This window comes from Streptomyces griseoviridis (genome assembly GCF_005222485.1).
Taxonomy (GTDB): Bacteria; Actinomycetota; Actinomycetes; order Streptomycetales; family Streptomycetaceae; genus Streptomyces; species Streptomyces hintoniae.
In genome coordinates, this window is sequence record NZ_CP029078.1 from 2,199,445 (window position 1) to 2,218,413 (window position 18,969).

At 75.5% G+C, this 18,969-nt stretch carries 14 protein-coding genes, 1 pseudogene and 1 riboswitch; of the genes and pseudogenes, 14 read left to right on the plus strand and 1 reads right to left on the minus strand.

Going from position 1 to position 18,969, the window contains the following annotated elements; all coding sequences use genetic code 11:
* Positions 1–11 precede the first annotated feature (11 nt).
* From DDJ31_RS08815 to cobI, 8 genes and pseudogenes are all read left to right on the plus strand, one after another.
* On the plus strand, positions 12–233 hold the full coding sequence (locus DDJ31_RS08815) for a hypothetical protein (RefSeq protein WP_127180839.1): 222 nt from the start codon (positions 12–14) through the stop codon (positions 231–233).
* A gap of 116 nt (positions 234–349) precedes the next feature.
* A riboswitch (cobalamin riboswitch) is annotated at positions 350–489 on the plus strand.
* Between the two features lie 101 nt (positions 490–590).
* On the plus strand, positions 591–1,535 hold the full coding sequence (locus DDJ31_RS08820) for a cobalamin biosynthesis protein (RefSeq protein ID WP_127180838.1): 945 nt from the start codon (positions 591–593) through the stop codon (positions 1,533–1,535).
* Positions 1,532–3,043 (plus strand): cobyric acid synthase, encoded by a 1,512-nt coding sequence (locus tag DDJ31_RS08825; protein ID WP_127180837.1) that lies wholly within the window; start codon positions 1,532–1,534, stop codon positions 3,041–3,043. Before DDJ31_RS08820 ends, DDJ31_RS08825 begins: the two co-directional genes overlap by 4 nt.
* Positions 3,040–6,693: a cobaltochelatase subunit CobN gene (cobN, locus tag DDJ31_RS08830; protein WP_127180836.1), complete on the plus strand. Its 3,654-nt coding sequence runs from the start codon at positions 3,040–3,042 to the stop codon at positions 6,691–6,693. The genes DDJ31_RS08825 and cobN overlap by 4 nt, the downstream gene beginning before the upstream one ends.
* Positions 6,690–8,711 (plus strand): putative cobaltochelatase, encoded by a 2,022-nt coding sequence (locus tag DDJ31_RS08835; RefSeq protein WP_127180835.1) that lies wholly within the window; start codon positions 6,690–6,692, stop codon positions 8,709–8,711. The genes cobN and DDJ31_RS08835 overlap by 4 nt, the downstream gene beginning before the upstream one ends.
* Positions 8,711–9,319, plus strand: a complete 609-nt coding sequence (gene cobO, locus DDJ31_RS08840; protein ID WP_127180834.1) for a cob(I)yrinic acid a,c-diamide adenosyltransferase — start codon at positions 8,711–8,713, stop codon at positions 9,317–9,319. Before DDJ31_RS08835 ends, cobO begins: the two co-directional genes overlap by 1 nt.
* Positions 9,313–10,715, plus strand: a pseudogene (locus DDJ31_RS08845) (cobyrinate a,c-diamide synthase). The gene cobO and the pseudogene DDJ31_RS08845 overlap by 7 nt, the downstream one beginning before the upstream one ends.
* Positions 10,712–11,443, plus strand: coding sequence for a precorrin-2 C(20)-methyltransferase (gene cobI, locus DDJ31_RS08850; protein ID WP_127180832.1), 732 nt, complete (start codon positions 10,712–10,714; stop codon positions 11,441–11,443). Before DDJ31_RS08845 ends, cobI begins: the two are co-directional and overlap by 4 nt.
* 17 nt (positions 11,444–11,460) lie before the next feature.
* Here the strand turns inward: cobI and DDJ31_RS08855 are convergent, their stop codons facing one another.
* Complete coding sequence (locus tag DDJ31_RS08855; RefSeq protein WP_127180831.1) at positions 11,461–12,189, minus strand: ZIP family metal transporter; 729 nt, start codon at positions 12,187–12,189, stop codon at positions 11,461–11,463.
* A gap of 185 nt (positions 12,190–12,374) precedes the next feature.
* Here DDJ31_RS08855 and cobM point away from each other — a divergent pair, with 185 nt between their 5' ends.
* The 6 genes from cobM to cobC are packed head-to-tail and all read left to right on the plus strand — an operon-like array spanning position 12,375 to position 18,743.
* Positions 12,375–13,193, plus strand: a complete 819-nt coding sequence (gene cobM / locus DDJ31_RS08860) for a precorrin-4 C(11)-methyltransferase (RefSeq protein WP_127180830.1) — start codon at positions 12,375–12,377, stop codon at positions 13,191–13,193.
* Positions 13,190–14,428 carry a precorrin-6y C5,15-methyltransferase (decarboxylating) subunit CbiE gene (cbiE, locus tag DDJ31_RS08865; RefSeq protein ID WP_127180829.1) on the plus strand — a complete coding sequence of 413 codons (1,239 nt, stop codon included), beginning with the start codon at positions 13,190–13,192 and terminating at the stop codon, positions 14,426–14,428. The genes cobM and cbiE overlap by 4 nt, the downstream gene beginning before the upstream one ends.
* Positions 14,425–16,137, plus strand: a complete 1,713-nt coding sequence (cobJ, locus tag DDJ31_RS08870) for a precorrin-3B C(17)-methyltransferase (protein ID WP_127180828.1) — start codon at positions 14,425–14,427, stop codon at positions 16,135–16,137. Before cbiE ends, cobJ begins: the two co-directional genes overlap by 4 nt.
* Positions 16,134–16,721, plus strand: coding sequence for a precorrin-8X methylmutase (locus DDJ31_RS08875; protein ID WP_127180827.1), 588 nt, complete (start codon positions 16,134–16,136; stop codon positions 16,719–16,721). Before cobJ ends, DDJ31_RS08875 begins: the two co-directional genes overlap by 4 nt.
* Positions 16,718–17,656, plus strand: a complete 939-nt coding sequence (locus DDJ31_RS08880; RefSeq protein ID WP_127180826.1) for a sirohydrochlorin chelatase — start codon at positions 16,718–16,720, stop codon at positions 17,654–17,656. The genes DDJ31_RS08875 and DDJ31_RS08880 overlap by 4 nt, the downstream gene beginning before the upstream one ends.
* Positions 17,646–18,743 carry an Rv2231c family pyridoxal phosphate-dependent protein CobC gene (cobC, locus tag DDJ31_RS08885; protein ID WP_127180825.1) on the plus strand — a complete coding sequence of 366 codons (1,098 nt, stop codon included), beginning with the start codon at positions 17,646–17,648 and terminating at the stop codon, positions 18,741–18,743. The genes DDJ31_RS08880 and cobC overlap by 11 nt, the downstream gene beginning before the upstream one ends.
* Positions 18,744–18,969: the final 226 nt, after the last annotated feature.

Sequence of the window (18,969 nt, forward strand, 5' to 3'; positions counted from 1 at the left end):
GGAACCCCGACATGAAGATCGACTGGGCGTCCCTTGGCTCCGTCTTCGGCGTCAGCCTCGTGGTCACCGTGGCCCTCGTGGCCCTGTTCACCCTCGGCATCGCGGGCCTGTCCCGCCGTGAACGGGCCACCGCGCAGGGCGGGTCGGCGCCGCTGGCCGTCACCGGCGCGTACGCCTGCTTCGCCGCCTGCGCGGCGGCCGTGGCGTACGGGATCTCCCTGATCGTCGCCTGAACCGCGCCGGGCGTCGGGCCCACACGCGAAGGGGTGCGGGACGGAACACCGTCCCGCACCCCTTCGCGTGTGGGCCTCGGCACACTCCTTCACCGCAGGTCAACAGCAAGTTGACTGCCGTTGTGCAGCGTGGTGGACTGCCGAGGCCAAGTACGGCGGCACGAGAGGAAGCCGGTGTGAATCCGGCGCGGTCCCGCCACTGTCACCGGGGTAGGAACCCCCGGGAGCCAGGAACTCTCACCGCCGGTCTCGTCGAACCAGGGCGCGGACACCCTGAGTGAGGACATATCGCCATGCGCGGCACCCGACCGAAGCCGAGCGTCCCGGCCCTGCCCGACCCCGTGACCGACTGACCCGATGCGTGCCGATCGCGTCTTCGCGTACGGCGCCGCCGCCGGCCTCCTCGGCGACCGACTGCTCGGCGATCCCCGCCACGGGCATCCGGTCGCCGTGTTCGGACGGGCCGCGGGCGCCGTGGAGCGGGTGCTGTGGCGTGACCACCGCGGGTGGGGCGCCCTGCACACCGCCGTGTGCGCCGGTGGCGCCGTCGGCCTCGGTGCCGTCGCCGCCCGCGCCGTCCGCTCCTCCCCCGCCGCCTCCGTCGCCCTGACCGCCGCCGCCACCTGGGCCGTCGTCGGCGGCACCTCCCTCGGCCGGGAGGCGCGCGCCGTCGCACGGGCCCTGGAGGCGGGGGACCTGGCGGGCGCGCGGGCCCGGCTGCCGCATCTGTGCGGCCGCGACCCGCAGGCGCTGGACGCCGACCAGATCGCCCGTGCCGTCGTCGAGTCCGTCGCCGAGAACACCTCGGACGCGGTCGTCGGCGCGCTGGTGTGGGGCGCCGTCGCCGGGGTCCCCGGGCTGCTCGGGTTCCGGGCCGTCAACACCCTGGACGCCATGGTCGGCCACCGGTCGCCCAGGCACCACCGCTACGGCTGGGCCTCCGCCCGCCTCGACGACCTCGCCGGCTGGCCGGGCGCCCGGCTCACCGCCGTCCTCGCCGCCGTCGCGGGCGACGACCCGCGCGGTGCCCTGCGGGCCTGGCGCGCCGACGCGGGCGCGCACCCGTCGCCCAACGCGGGCCCGGTGGAAGCCGCGTTCGCGGGAGCGCTCGGGGTGCGCCTCGGCGGCACCCTCTCCTACGCGGGCCGCGTCGAGCACCGGCCGGTCCTGGGCGGCGCCGCGGGACGCGCGGTCACCGTGCCCGACATCGACCGCGCGGTACGGCTCTCCGCACGCGTCGGCCTGCTCGCCCTCGGGGTCTGCGCGGCCGGCCGGCTGCTGGCGAGCGGACGCCGGTCATGAGGGGCGGCGGACTCCTCGTCGCCGGCACCACCTCCGACGCGGGCAAGAGCGTCGTGACGGCCGGGATCTGCCGCTGGCTGGTGCGCCAGGGCGTCAAGGTCGCGCCGTTCAAGGCGCAGAACATGTCCCTCAACTCCTTCGTGACCCGCGAGGGCGCCGAGATCGGACGCGCGCAGGCCATGCAGGCGCAGGCCTGCCGGATCGAGCCGACCGCGCTGATGAACCCCGTGCTCCTCAAGCCGGGCGGCGAGCAGAGCAGCCAGGTCGTGCTGCTCGGCAAGCCGGTCGGCGAGATGAGCGCGCGCGGCTACCACGGCGGTCGGCGGCAGCGGCTGCTCGGCACCGTCCTCGACTGCCTCGCCGAACTGCGCGCCGGACACGACGCGGTGATCTGCGAGGGCGCCGGATCGCCCGCCGAGATCAACCTGCGGCGCACCGACATCGTCAACATGGGCGTCGCCCGGGGCGCGCGGCTGCCCGTGCTCGTCGTCGGCGACATCGACCGTGGCGGCGTCTTCGCCTCCTTCTTCGGGACCGTCGCCCTGCTGTCGGCCGAGGACCAGGCGTGCGTCGCCGGGTTCCTCGTCAACAAGTTCCGCGGCGACGTCAGCCTGCTGGAGCCCGGCCTCGACATGCTGCACGGCCTCACCGGACGGCGCGCCTACGGCGTGCTGCCGTTCAGGACCGGCCTCGGCATCGACGAGGAGGACGGCATGGCGGTGTCGCTGCGCGGCCCCGTCCGCGAGTCGGACCTCGCGCCGCCGCTCGGCGAGGACGTGCTGCGGGTCGCCGTCTGCGCCGTCCCGCTGATGTCGAACTTCACCGACGTCGACGCGCTCGCCGCCGAACCGGGCGTCGTGGTGCGGTTCGTGGACCGGCCCGCCGAACTCGCCGACGCCGACCTCGTGATCGTCCCCGGCACCCGCGCCACCGTGCGGGCCCTGGAGTGGCTGCGCGAGCGCGGGCTCGCCGACGCGCTCGCCGCGCGGGCCGCCGAGGGCCGCCCGGTGCTCGGCATCTGCGGCGGCTTCCAGCTCCTCGGCGAGCGGATCGACGACAACGTCGAGAGCCGGCGCGGCCGGGTCGAAGGACTCGGACTGCTGCCCGTGCGGGTGCGGTTCGCCCGCGAGAAGACCCTCACCCGGCCCACCGGGGAGGCCCTCGGCGAGCGGGTCGAGGGGTACGAGATCCACCACGGCGTCGCCGAGGTCACCGGCGGGGACGCCTTCCTCGACGGGTGCAGGACCGGCTCCGTCTGGGGCACCCACTGGCACGGCTCGCTGGAGTCGGACGGCTTCCGGCGGGCCTTCCTGCGCGAGGTGGCCGCCGCCGCGGGCCGCCGCTTCGTGCCGGCGCCCGACACCTCGTTCGCCGCGCTGCGCGAGCGGCAGCTCGACCGGCTCGGCGATCTCATCGAACAGCACGCGGACACGGACGCGCTCTGGCGGCTCATCGAGTCGGGCGCGCCGCAAGGACTGCCCTTCATTCCACCGGGAGCGCCCGCATGAGCACTGTCTTGTTGTTGTCGACCGCCGACACGGACCTGCTGGCGGCCCGTGCCTCCGGCGCCGGCTACCGGATCGGCAACCCGAACCGGGTCGACGTCGCCGAGGAGCTGCCCGCCCTCCTCGACGGCGCCGATGTCGCCGTCGTCAGGCTGCTCGGCGGCAAGCGCGCCTGGGAGGACGGGCTCGCCGCGCTGCGGGCGTCCGGGGTGCCGACCGTGCTGCTGGGCGGCGAGAGCGTCCCCGACGCCGAGTTGATGGCCGAGTCGTCGGTGCCCGCGGGAGTCGTCGCGGAGGCGCTGCGCTACCTCGTCGAGGGCGGCCCCGCCAACCTCACCGAACTCGCCCGCTTCCTCTCCGACACCGTGCTGCTGACCGGCGAGGGCTTCGACGAGCCCCTGAAGATGCCGGAGTTCGGGGTGCACGGCGAGCGCCCCTTCGTCGAGGGCAGGCCGACCGTCGGCGTCCTCTTCTACCGGGCGCACGAACTCAGCGGCAACACCGCCTTCGTGGACACCCTGTGCGACGCCGTCGAGGCGCGGGGCGCCAACGCCCTTCCGGTGTACTGCGGTTCGCTGCGCGGCGCGGACCCCGCCCTGTACCAGCTCCTCACCCGGGCCGACGCGCTCGTCGCGACCGTCCTGGCCGCGGGCGGCACCCACGCCTCCGAGGCGTCCGCGGGCGGCGACGAGGAGGCGTGGGACGTCGGCGCCCTCGCCGACCTCGACGTGCCCGTCCTGCAAGGGCTCTGCCTCACCACCTCGCACCGCGCCTGGCAGGAGTCCGACGCGGCCCTCTCCCCCATGGACGCGGCGATGCAGGTCGCCATCCCGGAGTTCGACGGACGGCTGATCACCGTGCCGTTCTCCTTCAAGGAACAGGGCCCCGACGACGTCCCGGTGTACGTCGCCGACCCCGAGCGGGCCGCCCGGGTCGCCGGGATCGCCGTACGGCACGCCCGGCTGCGGCACACGCCGAACGCCGAGAAGAAGCTCGCCCTCGTCTTCACCGCCTACCCGACCAAGCACTCCCGGGTCGGCAACGCGGTCGGTCTCGACACACCCGCCTCGGCCGTCGAGGTGCTGGACGCGCTGCGCGGCGCCGGCTACGCGCTCACCGAATACCCGAACAACGGCGACGAGTTGATCCACCGGCTGATCGCGGCCGGCGGCCACGACGTGGAGTGGCTCACTGAGGAGCAGCTCGCCTCCGCGCCCGCCCGGGTGCCGCTCGCCGACTACCGCGCCTGGTTCGACACCCTCGAACCCGCCCTGCGCGACGGCATGGTGGCGGCCTGGGGCGAACCGCCCGGCAACCTCTACGTCGACGGCGACGACATCGTCCTCGCCTCCCTCCGGTTCGGGAACGTCGTCGTGATGATCCAGCCGCCGCGCGGCTTCGGCGAGAACCCCATCGCCATCTACCACGACCCCGACATGCCGCCCTCGCACCACTACCTGGCCGCGTACCGGTGGCTGGAGAACAGCTTCGGCGCCGACGCGATCGTCCACATGGGCAAGCACGGCACCATGGAGTGGCTGCCGGGCAAGGGCCTCGGCCTCAGCGGCGGCTGCGCCCCCGACGCGGTCCTCGGCGACCTGCCGCTGATCTACCCGTTCATCGTCAACGACCCCGGCGAGGGCACCCAGGCCAAGCGGCGCGGCCACGCCACCGTCGTCGACCACCTGGTGCCGCCGATGGCGCGCGCCGACACCTACGGCGACCTCGCCAAACTGGAGCAGCTCCTCGACGAGTACGCGCTCGTCTCCGACCTCGACCCGACGAAGGCGCCGGCCGTCCGCGCCCAGATCTGGACGCTCGTCAAGGCCGCCGAACTCCACCACGACCTGCACGTCGACGAACAGCCCGACGACGGCGACTTCGACGAGTTCGTCATGCACATCGACGGCTACCTGTGCGAGATCAAGGACGTGCAGATCCGCGACGGACTGCACGTCCTGGGCGGCGGCCCGGTCGGCGAACCCCGCGTCAACCTGGTCCTCGCCGTGCTGCGCGCCTCCCAGGTGTGGGGCGGGCAGGCCAACGCGCTGCCCGGCCTGCGGGCCTGCCTCGCCGAGCATTTCGGGCTGGTGGAGAAGGAGTTGCTGGCCGAGCCCGGCCGGCCGCTGAAGGTGCCGGCCGAACTGACCGACCTGGTCGAGGGCCCGGCCCGCACCGCGGCCGACGCCGTCGACCTGCTGGAGCAGCTGTGCCGGCGGATCGCCGAGGGCATGGAGGCCAGGGGCTGGGCGAAGGACCGGAGCGCGCCGCTGGTGCGCGAGGTGCTCGGCACCGAACTCCCGGACGCCGTCGCGGTGGTGGAGTTCGCCTGCGCCGAGGTGGTGCCCCGGCTCGCCCGCACCACCGACGAGATCGGCCACATCCTCAAGGCCCTGGACGGCGGTTACGTGCCGGCCGGCCCCTCGGGTTCTCCGACCCGCGGCCTGGTCAACGTGCTGCCGACCGGCCGGAACTTCTACTCCGTCGACCCCAAGGCCATTCCCTCCCGGCTGAGTTGGGAGGTCGGCCAGGCCCTCGCCGACTCGCTGGTGCAGCGCTATCTCCAGGACACCGGCGGCTACCCGAAGTCCGTCGGCCTGACGGTGTGGGGCACGTCCGCGATGCGCACCCAGGGCGACGACATCGCGGAGATCCTCGCGCTGCTCGGCTGCCGCCCGGTCTGGGACGACGCCTCCCGCCGGGTGACCGGCTTCGAGGTGGTGCCCGCCGGCGAGCTGGGCCGGCCCCGCATCGACGTCACGGTCCGCATCTCCGGCTTCTTCCGCGACGCGTTCCCGCACGTGGTCGGACTGATCGACGACGCGGTGCGCGCGGTGGCCGACCTGGACGAGCCCGCCGACGTCAACTACGTGCGGGCGCACGCCGACGAGGACACCGCCGAGCACGGCGACCGGCGGCGCGCGACGGCCCGCGTCTTCGGCTCCAAGCCGGGCGCGTACGGGGCCGGGCTGCTCCCGCTGATCGACGCCCGCAACTGGCGCTCGGACGCCGACCTCGCCGAGGTGTACGCGGTGTGGGGCGGCTACGCCTACGGGCGCGGACTCGACGGCCGGGCGGCACGCGGGGACATGGAGACGGCGTTCCGGCGGATCGCGGTGGCCGCGAAGAACGTCGACACCCGGGAGCACGACCTGGTCGACGCCGACGACTACTTCCAGTACCACGGCGGCATGGTCGCCATGGTGCGGCACCTGACGGGCAGCAGCCCCGAGGCGTACGTCGGCGACTCCGCCACCCCCGACCAGATCAGGACCCGCACGCTGGGCGAGGAGACGCACCGCGTCTTCCGCGCCCGGGTGGTCAACCCGCGCTGGATGGCGGCGATGCGGCGGCACGGCTACAAGGGCGCCTTCGAGATGGCGGCGACCGTGGACTACCTGTTCGGCTACGACGCCACCGCGGGCGTGGTCGACGACTGGATGTACGAGAAGCTCAGCGCCGAGTACGTGTTCGCCCCGGAGAACCGGGAGTTCATGAAGAAGTCCAACCCGTGGGCGCTGCGCGGGATCACCGAGCGGCTGCTCGAAGCGGCCGACCGGGGGCTGTGGGCGGAGCCCGAGGCCCAGACGCTGGAGCGGCTGCGCGCCACCTATCTGGAACTTGAGGGCGACTTGGAGGGCGACGAGAAGTGAGTACACCGTTCCCGTTCACGGCCGTCGTCGGCCAGGACGACCTGCGGCTCGCGCTGCTGCTGAACGCCGTCTCGCCGGCCGTCGGCGGCGTGCTGGTGCGCGGCGAGAAGGGCACCGCCAAGTCGACGGCCGTGCGCGCGCTCTCGGCGCTCATGCCGGACGTCGACACCGTGCCGGGGTGCCGGTTCGCCTGCGATCCGGCCGCGCCCGACCCGGCCTGCCCGGACGGTCCGCACGAGGCGGGCGGCGGCGAGGCGCGGCCGACCCGGATGGTCGAACTGCCCGTCGGCGCCTCAGAGGACCGGCTGGTGGGCGCCCTGGACATCGAACGGGCGCTGGCCGAGGGCGTGAAGGCGTTCGAACCCGGCCTGCTCGCCGACGCGCACCGGGGCATCCTCTACGTCGACGAGGTCAACCTCCTCCACGACCACCTGGTCGACCTGCTGCTCGACGCGGCCGCGATGGGCGCGTCGTACGTGGAGCGCGAGGGGGTGTCCGTGCGGCACGCCTCGCGGTTCCTGCTCGTCGGCACCATGAACCCCGAAGAGGGCGAGCTGCGGCCGCAGTTGCTCGACCGGTTCGGGCTCACCGTCGAGGTCGCCGCCTCGCGCGAGCCCGACCAGCGGGTGGAGGTCGTGCGGCGCAGGCTGGCGTACGACGACGACCCGGCGGCCTTCGCCGGGCGGTGGGCGGGCGAGGAGGCCGCCGTACGGCAACGGATCGTCGCCGCACGGCGGTTGCTGCCGTCGGTGCGGCTGGGTGACGGCGCGCTCCGGCAGATCGCGGCCACCTGCGCCGCGTTCGAGGTGGACGGCATGCGGGCCGACATCGTGATGGCCCGTACCGCGACCGCGCTGGCCGCGTGGGCGGGCCGTACCGAGGTGCTCGCCGAGGACGTGCGGCAGGCGGCGCTGCTCGCGCTGCCGCACCGGCGGCGCCGCAACCCCTTCGACGCGCCGGGACTCGACGAGGACAAGCTCGACGACACCCTGGAGGAGTTCTCCGGGGAGGGCGAGGGACAGGGTGACGGCGAGGAGCCCGACCCCGACGACGACGGGCCCGGCGGCGGTGGCGGCGGCGGGCCCGCCCCTGACGACGGCGGGCCGCAGGACGGCGACGGCGCGGCGTCCGACCGGGCCGGGGAGACGGGGCAGCCGCAGCCCTCGGACGCCGGGTCGGGCGAGCGGACGCCCGCGGCGGCCTCCGAGCCGTTCCGGACGAAGGTGCTGAGCGTGCCCGGGATCGGCGAGGGCGTCGCGGGACGGCGGTCCCGGGCCAGGACCGAGCACGGCCGCACCACCGGCGCGCGACGGCCCAGGGGCGCGCTGACGAAGCTGCACCTGGCGGCCACCGTGCAGGCGGCGGCCCCGCACCAGCGGGCGCGCGGCCGGTCGGGGCGCGGCCTCGTGGTGCGGCGGGACGATCTGCGGCAGGCGACCAGGGAGGGCCGTGAGGGCAACCTCGTGCTGTTCGTCGTGGACGCCTCCGGGTCGATGGCGGCCAGGCAGCGGATGAGCGCCGTCAAGGGCGCGGTGCTGTCGCTGCTGCTCGACGCGTACCAGCGGCGGGACAAGGTGGGTCTGGTGACCTTCCGGGGGTCGGGCGCCGAGGTGGCGCTGCCGCCGACGTCGTCGGTGGACGCGGCGGCCGTCCGGCTCGGCTCGCTGCCGACCGGCGGGCGGACACCGCTGGCGGCCGGGCTGCTCAGGGCGCACGAGGTGCTGCGGGTGGAGCGGCTGCGCGATCCGGCGCGGCGCCCGCTGGTCGTCGTCGTGACCGACGGGCGGGCCACCGGCGGGCCCGAGCCGGTCGCCCTCGCGGGGCGCGCGGCCCGGCTGTTCGCGGCCGAGGGCACCGCCTCGGTCGTCGTGGACTGCGAGTCGGGTCCGGTGCGGCTCGGGCTCGCCGGGCGGCTCGCGGACGAGCTGGACGGGGTCGCGGTGACCCTGGACGAGCTGCGGGCGGACTCGATCGCCGGTCTGGTCAGGGACGTTCAGGGAACGAGGAGGGCCGCGTAGTGCCGCAGGGACAGCCGAGTGTCGTACCCGACGACGGTCTGACGACCCGTCAGCGACGGAACCGTCCGCTGGTCGCGGTGCACACCGGGATCGGCAAGGGCAAGTCGACGGCCGCCTTCGGGCTCGCGCTGCGGGCCTGGAACCAGGGCTGGCCGATCGGGGTGTTCCAGTTCGTCAAGTCCGCCAAGTGGAAGGTCGGGGAGGAGCGGGCGCTGCGGGTGCTCGGCGACTCCGGCGAGGGCGGGTCCGTCGCCTGGCACAAGATGGGCGAGGGCTGGTCCTGGGTGCAGCGGGAGCTCCAGGGCGACAACGTCAGCAACGAGGAGAAGGCCCGGGAGGGCTGGGAGCAGGTCAAGCGGGACCTGGCCGCCGAGACGTACCGGCTGTACGTGCTCGACGAGTTCGCGTACCCGATGCACTGGGGGTGGATCGACACCGCCGAGGTGGTGGAGGTGCTGCGGGAGCGTCCCGGCCAGCAGCATGTGGTGATCACCGGGCGCAACGCCCCCGCCGCACTGGTGGAGTTCGCGGACCTCGTCACCGACATGTCGAAGGTCAAGCACCCGATGGACGCGGGGCAGAAGGGCCAGCGGGGCATCGAGTGGTGAGTGGTCCCGTCCCCCGGCTGGTCGTGGCCGCGCCCTCCTCGGGCAGCGGCAAGACCACCGTCGCCACCGGTCTGATGGCCGCGTTCGCGGCGCGCGGGCTCGCCGTGTCCCCGCACAAGGTCGGGCCCGACTACATCGACCCCGGCTACCACGCGCTCGCCACCGGGCGGACGGGGCGCAACCTCGACGCGTACCTGTGCGGGCCCGAGCTGCTCGGGCCGCTGTTCGCGCACGGGGCGCGCGGGTGCGACGTCGCCGTCGTCGAGGGCGTGATGGGGCTGTTCGACGGGGCCGCCGGGGAAGGGGAACTGGCGTCCACGGCGCAGGTCGCGAAGGTGCTGCGGGCGCCGGTGGTGCTGGTGGTGGACGCGTCGTCGCAGTCGCGGTCCGTGGCCGCGCTGGTGCACGGGTTCGTCTCGTGGGACCCGGAGGTGCGGATCGCGGGTGTGATCCTCAACAAGGTCGCCTCGGACCGGCACGAGGAGCTGCTGCGGGACGCGCTGGACTCCGTCGGGGTGCCGGTCCTCGGGGTGCTGCGGCGGGCGGCGCCGGTCGAGACGCCGTCGCGGCATCTGGGCCTCGTGCCGGTCGCCGAGCGGCGGCGGGCCGCGCGGGACGCGGTGGCGGCGATGGGCGCGATGGTCGCCGACGGGTGCGACCTGGACGCGCTGCTGGGGCTGGCCCGGGGGGCGGGGCCGGTCGCGGGGACGGCGTGGGACGCGGCCTCGGCGCTCGCCGCGCTCGCCTCGCCCGCCTCGCCCGTCAGGGTCGCCTCGCCCGTCAGGGTCGCCTCGCCCGTCAGGGTCGCCGTCGCGGGTGGCGCCGCCTTCACCTTCTCGTACGCCGAGCACACCGAGTTGCTCGCCGCCGCGGGGGCCGAGGTCGTCGTGGTCGACCCGCTGCGGGACGAGCGGCTGCCCGAGGGGACCCGCGGGCTGGTCCTGGGCGGCGGGTTCCCCGAGGTGTACGGCGCCGAGCTGTCCGCCAACGAGGGGCTGCGCGCGGACGTCGCGGCGCTCGCCCGGCGGGGCGGGCCGATCGCCGCCGAGTGCGCAGGACTGCTGTACCTGTGCCGGGAGTTGGACGGACTGCCGATGTGCGGGGTGCTCGACGCGTCCGCGCGGATGAGCGGACGGCTCACCCTCGGCTACCGGGACGCGGTCGCCGTGAGCGACAGTGTGCTGGCCGGGGCGGGAATGAGGATGCGGGGGCACGAGTTCCACCGCACGGTCGTCGAGCCGGGGGCGGGAACGGCTCCCGCGTGGGGGTCAGGACCCCCGCGCGGCGCGTCGAGGGGTTCGTGCAGGACAGTGTGCACGCGAGTTATCTGCATACCCACTGGGCGTCCGAGCCCGGTGTGGCCCGTCGGTTCGTGGAGAGGTGCCGGACGTCATGAGCAGCAGGCTGGTCGGGGTCGGGGTCGGTCCCGGCGACCCGGAGCTGGTGACCGTGAAGGGCGTGGGCGCGCTGCGCGCCGCCGCCGTCGTCGTCGTTCCGGTGATGGACACCGGGGAGCGCGGGCGCGCGGAGGCGACCGTGCTGCACTACGTACCCGCCGCGAACGTGGTGCGGGTGGTGTTCGCGCTGAACGAGCGCAGCGACCGGGGCCGCCGCGAGGCCGCCTGGGACGCGGCCGGGCAGCGGGTCGCGGAGCTGCTGCGGGAGCACGGCTCCGTCGCCTTCGCGACCATCGGTGACCCGAACGTGTACTCGACGTTCACCTATCTGGCGCAGACCGTCCTGGCGGCGGTGCCCGGGACCGTCGTGGAGACCGTGCCGGGGATCACCGCCATGCAGGACCTCGCCGCCCGGTCGGGCGCCGTGCTGACGGAGGGCACCGAGCCGCTGACGCTGGTGCCGGTGACCGCGGGGTCGGCCGTCCTGAAGGAGGCGCTGGCCGGTCCCGGCACCGTCGTCGCGTACAAGTTCGGGCGGCAGGCCGGTGAGGTCGCCGAGGCGCTGCGCGAGACCGGGCGGCTCGACGACGCGGTGTGGGGCTCGGCGCTCGGGCTGCCCGGGGAGTCGATCAGGCCCGCCGCCGAACTGGACGGCGCTCCGCTGCCGTACCTGTCGACGCTGATCGCGCCCGCGCGGCGCGACGGAGGGCGTGGCGGCAAACTGTGAGCCCGCGCCCGGGGGCGTCAGCCGGCGATGCCCACCACCAGCCAGATGAACCCCACCCCCGCGACCGTGCAGAGCAGGGTGGAGCGGGCGGGGTGCTCGTGGTGGGCCTCGGGGAGGATCTCGGCGGCGGCCAGGTAGAGGAGCACCCCGCCGAAGAGGCCGAGATAGCCGCCGAGCGCCGCGGCCGGGATGGTGAAGAACAGGGTGGTGGCGGCGCCGACGACGGGCGCGACGGCGTCCGCGAAGAGCATGGCCAGCGCCTTGCGGCGGGCGTTGCCGTACAGGCTGGTCAGCGTGTACGTGTTGAAGCCGTCCGCGAAGTCGTGGGCGACGACGGCCAGCGCGACCGCCGCGCCCATGCCGCCGCCGACCTGGAAGGCCGCGCCGATCGCGACGCCGTCCATCGCGCTGTGCCCGACCATCGCGCCGGCCGCCGTCAGTCCCACCTCGGGGGCCCGCCCCCTGGGTTCGTCGGCGCCGTGCGCGGCCTGGCGGGCGGCGAGCAACCGTTCCACCAGATGGGCCAGCAGGAACCCGGTCACGAACAGCAGCAGCGCGGCGGGCACGCCGAAGACCTCGACGCCGGCCGCCTTGAGCGCCTCGGGCAGCAGGTCGAGACCGACCACCCCGAGCATCAGACCGCCGGCCAGCCCCAGGACCAGATGGCGGCGGTCGGTGACCCGCTGTGCCGTCCAGCCGCCGGCCAGCGTCATCAGGAACGCGCCGAGCGCGACGAAGACCGCCATAGGCCCCTTGCTATCCGATCGGACGGCCTTCGCGCACCTTCTCGGGTGGAGCCGGGCCCGCCACGACCGCGCCCCGCACCACCCGCACCATCCGTTCGACCCGCTCAACCCGCTCAACCCGCTCGACCCGCTCGACCCGCTCGACCCGCAGGACCGTGACAGACGTGATGAGAGGAACCCTCCCCATGGCCGACGCCCCCACCGGCAAGGTGACCTTCGTCGGCGCCGGCCCCGGCGCCGCCGACCTGCTGACGTTCCGTGCCGCGCGCGCCATCGCCGACGCCGACGTGGTGATCTGGGCCGCGAGCCTGGTGCAGGCCGAGATCCTCGACCACGCGCGCGCGGACGCGCAGATCCTCGACTCGGCGGCGATGTCGCTGGAGGACGTCGTCGCCGTCTACCGGCGCGCCCACCGGGACGGGCTGCGGGTGGCGCGCGTCCACTCGGGCGACCCCGCGCTGTGGGGCGGCACCCAGGAGCAGCTCGACCGGTGCGACGAGATCGGCATCGCGACCGAGGTGGTGCCCGGGGTCTCCGCGTTCTCGGCGGTCGCCGCGCTGGCCCGGCGCGAGCTGACCATCCCCGAGGTGGCGCAGTCGGTGGTGCTGACCCGGCTGGGCGGCGGCAAGACGCCGATGCCGCCCGGTGAGGAGGTCCGCGAGTTCGCCCGGCACGGCACGACGATGGCGGTCTTCCTGTCGGCGGCCCGCAGCGGCCAGCTGGTGCGGGAGCTGCTGGAGGGCGGCTATCCGACGTCCACGCCGGTCGTCGTCGCCTACCAGGCGACCTGGCCCGAGGAGCTGGTCGTGCGGTGCACGATCGAGACGCTGGAGGAGACGGTCAAGGAGCACAAGCTCTGGAAGCACACCCTCTTCCTGGTCGGACCGGCCCTCGACGCGCACGGCACCCGCTCGCACCTGTACCACCCCGGTCACTTCCACGGGTTCCGCAAGGCCGACCCGCAGGCCCGCCGGGAGCTGCGGGAACGGGGGGCCAGCACATGATCACGGTCGTCGGCACGGGCACCGGCGCGGGCGCGCCGGTCGCGGCGGACGTCCTGGCCGGGGCGGAGCTGGTCGTCGGCGGGCGCAGGCACCTGGACGCGGTGACGCTGCCCGGGACGGCCGAGCGGCTGGTGCTCGGGCCGCTGGCGCCCGCCCTCGACACCGTCGCCCGGTACGTCGCGAAGGAGCGGCCGGTGCTGGTGCTGGCCTCGGGGGACCCCGGGTTCTTCGGGATCGTGCGGGCGCTGGCCGAGCGGTTCGGTCCCGCGCTGCTCGACGTGCGGCCGGGGGTGTCGTCGGTGGCGGCGGCGTTCGCCAGGATCGGGCTGCCCTGGGACGACGCGGCCGTGGTGAGCGCCCACGGGCGGGACCTGCGGACGGCCGTCAACGTGTGCCGGGCGCGGCCCAAGGTGGCGGTGCTGACCGGTCCAGGGGCGGGCCCCGCCGAGCTGGCCGCCGCGCTGCCGGGCGACCGGGTGCTGGTGGTGGCGAGCGCGCTCGGTGATCCGGAGCGGGAGCGGGTGGAGCGGGTGACGGCGGCGGAGGCCGCGGTCCGTGACTGGGGGACGGCGGTGAGTGTCGTCGTCTGCCTGGACGGGTCGAGGGCGCTCGGCCCGGTCAGGACGGCCGCCGGGCCCGGCGCCGGGCCCTCCCGGTGGGCCCTCGAGGAGTCGGCGTTCGCCCACCGCGACTCGATGATCAGCAAGTTCGAGGTGCGGGCGGTGGCGCTGGCCAGGCTCGGACCGCGCCCGGGTGACCTGGTGTGGGACGTCGGCGCCGGCTCGGGCTCGGTGGCCGTGGAGTGCGCGCGGTTCGGGGCGGCCGTCGTCGCCGTCGAGAAGACCGCGGACGGAGTCGGGCGGATCCGCGGCAACGCGGCGGCGCACGGCGTCGAGGTGGCGGTGGTGCACGGCGAGGCGCCGGCGGCGCTGGCCGGGCTCGACGATCCGGACGCCGTGTTCGTCGGCGGCGGGGGCCGTGAGCTGCCCGCCGTGGTCGCCGCGTGCGCGCGCCGGGCCCGCCGGACGGTGGTGGTGGCGCTGGCCGCCCTCGACCGGGTGCCCGCGGCGCGTGCGGCGCTCACCGGCGCCGGTCTCTCCTGCGACGGGGTGCTGTTGCAGTCGTCGCGGCTCGCCCCGCTGCCCGGTGACGTGACCCGGCTCGCGGCGACCAATCCCGTGTTCCTGCTGTGGGGCGAGCGGCCCCGCGCGACTGTCGAAGGAGTTGTCCAGTGATCGGCCTCATTTCCGCCACCGCGGCGGGGGCGGCGGCGCGCGACCGGCTGGCCGCGGCGTGGCCGGAGCGGACGCGCGTGTACGAGGGTCCCGTCAGGGACGCCGTACGGGCCGCGTTCGCGCAGTGCGAGCAGGTGGTGTGCTTCCTCGCGACCGGCGCCGTGGTGCGGCTGCTGGCGCCGCTGCTCGGCGACAAGACCACCGACCCCGGTGTGGTCTGCGTCGACGAGGGCGGCAGGTTCGCCGTGTCGCTGCTGGGCGGCCACGGCGGCGGCGCCAACGAACTCGCCCGCGAGGTCGCCGAGTTGACCGGCGCGCTGCCGGTGGTGACGACGGCCACGGACGCCGTGGACCTGCCGGGGCTCGACACCCTCGGACTGCCGGTCGAGGGCGCCGTCGCGGCCGTCTCCCGGGCCCTGCTCGACGGCGGACCGGTCGCGCTGCGCGCGGAGGTGGCCTGGCCGCTGCCCGCGCTGCCGGTGACCGACGCGGACGCGGAGCCCGGTCAGGGCGGCGAAACCGGCGGGTACACGGTCCTGGTGACCGACCGGGACGTCGAACCCGGGCCGCGGGAGGTGCTGTTGCGGCCGCCGACGCTGGTGGTCGGCGTCGGCGCCTCGAAGGGGGCGCCGGCGGACGAGGTGCTCGCCCTGATCGGCGGCACGCTCGCGGAGGCCGGACTCTCGGTCACGTCGGTCGCCGAACTCGCCACCGTGGACGCCAAGTCGAAGGAGCCGGGGCTGCTGGCCGCCGCCGAACGGCTCGGCGTGCCCCTGGTCACCCACCCGGCCGAGGAGCTGGCGCGGATCGACGTGCCGAACCCGTCCGCCGCGCCGCTCGCCGCCGTCGGCACGCCGTCGGTCGCGGAGGCCGCCGCGCTGGCCGGCGGGGGTGAACTCGTCGTCCCGAAGCGGAAGTCGGCGGCCTCGCCGGCGATGGCGACCTGCGCGGTGGTCAGGCGTCCGGGGCGCGGGCGGCTCGCGGTGGTCGGGCTCGGGCCCGGCGCCCGAGACCTGCTCACCCCGCGCGCCAGGGCCGAACTGCGGCGCGCCGCCGTGCTGGTGGGGCTCGACCAGTACGTGGACCAGATCCGCGACCTGCTGCGGCCCGGCACCCGGGTCCTCGAGTCCGGGCTCGGCGCCGAGGAGGAGCGGGCCCGCACCGCCGTCGCCGAGGCCAGGGCCGGGCGGGCGGTCGCGCTGATCGGCAGCGGTGACGCGGGCGTGTACGCGATGGCGTCGCCCGCGCTCGCGGAGGCGTCGCACGACATCGACGTCGTCGGGGTGCCGGGGGTGACGGCGGCGCTGGCCGCCGGGGCGATCCTGGGCGCGCCGCTGGGCCACGACCATGTGTCGATCAGCCTCTCCGACCTGCACACGCCGTGGGAGGTCATCGAGCGGCGGGTGCGGGCCGCGGCCGAGGCGGATCTCGTGGTGACGTTCTACAACCCGCGCTCCCGCGGCCGGGACTGGCAGTTGCCGAAGGCGCTCGCGGTCCTCGGCGAGCACCGCGACCCCGGCACCCCGGTCGGCGTGGTGCGCAACGCGTCGCGGGCCGACGAGTCGAGCCGGCTGACCACCCTGGGCGCGCTCGACCCGGCGTGGGTCGACATGATGACCGTCGTGACCGTGGGCAACACGGCGACCCGTGAGATCGCGGGCCGCATGGTGACCCCGCGCGGCTACCGCTGGCAGGAGGAGCCCAGGTGAACCGTGTGATCCACCCGATCGAGCAGGAGTCGTTCCGCCGGCTGCGGGCCCGCCTCGACACCTCGGCCCTCGCGCCGCTGAGCCGGGCCGTGGTGGAGCGGGTCATCCACTCCGCCGCCGACCTCGACTACGCGGCCGACCTCGTCCTGGCCGAACCCGACCTGGTGCGGGCGCACGCCGCGCTGCACGCCGGGGCGCCGGTCGTCGTCGACGTCGAGATGGTCGCCGCGGGCATCACCCGCCGTGACACCGTCTGCCGGCTGCGGGACGCCGTGGCGGGCCCCGGTCTGACCCGCTCGGCGCACGCCGTCAGACTCGCCCACGAACAGGTCGGACCCGGCGCCGTGTGGGTGATCGGCTGCGCGCCGACCGCTCTGGAGGAACTGCTCACCCTGGACGCGGACCCCGCGCTCGTGATCGGCCTGCCGGTCGGTTTCGTGGGAGCCGCCGAATCGAAGGCCGCGCTGCGCGCGAGCGGGCTGCCCGCCGTCAGCAACGTGTCCGAGAAGGGCGGTTCCGCGGTCGCCGCGGCCGCGCTCAACGCCCTGCTGTACCACCCGATTTCCACCGAGGAGAAACCGTGACCACCCCGCCGCCCGCCCTGCTCATCGCCGGACACGGCACCCGGGACGAGGCCGGAGCCGAGGCGTTCCGCGACTTCGTACGGGAGTTGGGCCGCCGCCACCCCGAACTGCCCGTCGCGGGCGGCTTCATCGAGCTGTCGCCGCCGCCGCTCGGCGACGCCGTCACCGAGCTGGTGGAGCGGGGCGTGACCCGCTTCGCCGCCGTTCCGCTGATGCTGGTCTCCGCCGGGCACGCCAAGGGCGACATCCCGGCCGCGCTCTCCCGCGAGCGGGACCGCCACCCCGGGATCTCGTACACGTACGGGCGCCCGCTCGGCCCGCACCCGGCGCTGCTGAACGTCCTGGAGCGGCGCCTCGACGAGGTGCTCGGCTCGTCGGGCAGGCGCCCCGCCGACCGCGCCGACGTGACGGTGCTCCTCGTGGGGCGCGGGTCGACCGACCCGGACGCCAACGCCGAGGTGCACAAGGCGGCCAGGCTGCTGTGGGAGGGGCGCGGGTACGCGGGTGTGGAGACCGCGTTCGTGTCGCTGGCCGCGCCTGACGTGCCCGCGGGGCTCGACCGGTGCGTGCGGCTCGGCGCGCGGCGGATCGTCGTCCTGCCCTACTTCCTGTTCACGGGCATCCTGCCGGAGCGGGTGCGCCAGCAGACCGAGGGCTGGGCCGCCGCCCACCCGGAGGCCGACGTGCGGTGCGCGGACGTCATCGGGCCCGAGCCCGAGCTGCTCGACCTGGTGATGGAGCGCTACCAGGAGGCGGTGCGCGGGGATCTGCGGATGAACTGCGACTCGTGCGTGTACCGGATCGCGCTGCCGGGCTTCGAGGACAAGGTGGGGATGCCGCAGCAGCCGCACTTCCACCCGGACGACGACGGCCACGACCACGGGCACCACGGGCCGCACGGGCACCACCACGGCGGTCACGCCCATGCCCATTGACGGCGGCGGCACCGGGCACGACCTGCGCCACCACGGTGACGCCGAGGTCCGTGACGGCGGTGCGGCGCTCGTCGACCTCGCGGTCAACGTCCGTGCCGACACGCCCCCTTCATGGCTGCGGGAGCGGATCGCCGCCTCCCTGACCGGCCTCGCGGCCTACCCGGACGGGCGGGCCGCGCGGGCGGCCGTCGCGGCACGGCACGGCCTCCCGGTGGAGCGGGTGCTGCTGACGGCGGGCGCCGCCGAGGCGTTCGTGCTGCTGGCGCGGGCCCTGAAGGTGCGGCAACCGGTGGTCGTGCACCCGCAGTTCACCGAACCGGAGGCGGCGCTGCGGGACGCCGGGCACAGCGTCGACCGGGTCCTGCTGACCGCGGCCGACGGCTTCCGGCTCGACCCGGGCGCCGTGCCCGAGAGCGCCGATCTGGTGGTCGTGGGCAACCCCACCAACCCGACGTCGGTCCTGCACCCGGCCCAGGCCCTCGCCGAACTGGCCCGTCCCGGGCGGACGTTGGTCGTGGACGAGGCGTTCATGGACGCGGTGCCCGGCGAGCGGGAGGCGCTGGCCGGGCGGACGGACGTGCCCGGCCTGGTGGTGCTGCGCAGCCTGACCAAGACCTGGGGTCTGGCCGGGCTGCGCGTCGGGTACGTCCTCGCCGCCCCGGAGACGGTCGCGGAGCTGGAGCGCGCCCAGCCGCTGTGGCCGGTCTCCACGCCCGCGCTGGCCGCCGCCGAGGCGTGCGTGAGCCCCCGCGCCGTCGCCGAGGCCGCCCACGCGGCCCACCGGATCGCCGCCGACCGCGCCCATCTCCTCGCCGGGCTCGGCGCGTTGGCCGGGCACGGGGTGACGGTGACCGGTCCCGCCGAGGGCCCCTTCGTGCTGGTGCGGCTCCCTGGGGCCGCCTCGGTGCGGCACCGGCTGCGCGCCCTGGGCTTCGCGGTGCGCCGCGGGGACACCTTCCCCGGCCTCGACGGGGAGTGGCTGCGCCTGGCCGTCCGGGACAGGACGACGACGGACGCGTTCCTGCGGGCACTCGAAGAGGCGATGGGGGCGGCGGCGGAGAAGGGCGTGGCGGCGGAGAGGGGGTGAGGCGTCCCCGGCCAGGGGGACCTGGACGGGGAGACCTGGCCGGGGGGACCTGGCCGGGAGATCTGACCGGGGGACCTGGACGGGGGACCTGGCGGGTCTCCCCGGGGCCGGGGCGGGCGCCGTCCGGCTCCTCCCCCGTATCGACCTGACGCCTCCTCACGCCTCCCCCTCCCCTCCGCTCGCCTCCCCTCGCCTCCCCTCCCCCTGGGCCTCCGTACCGCTTCCG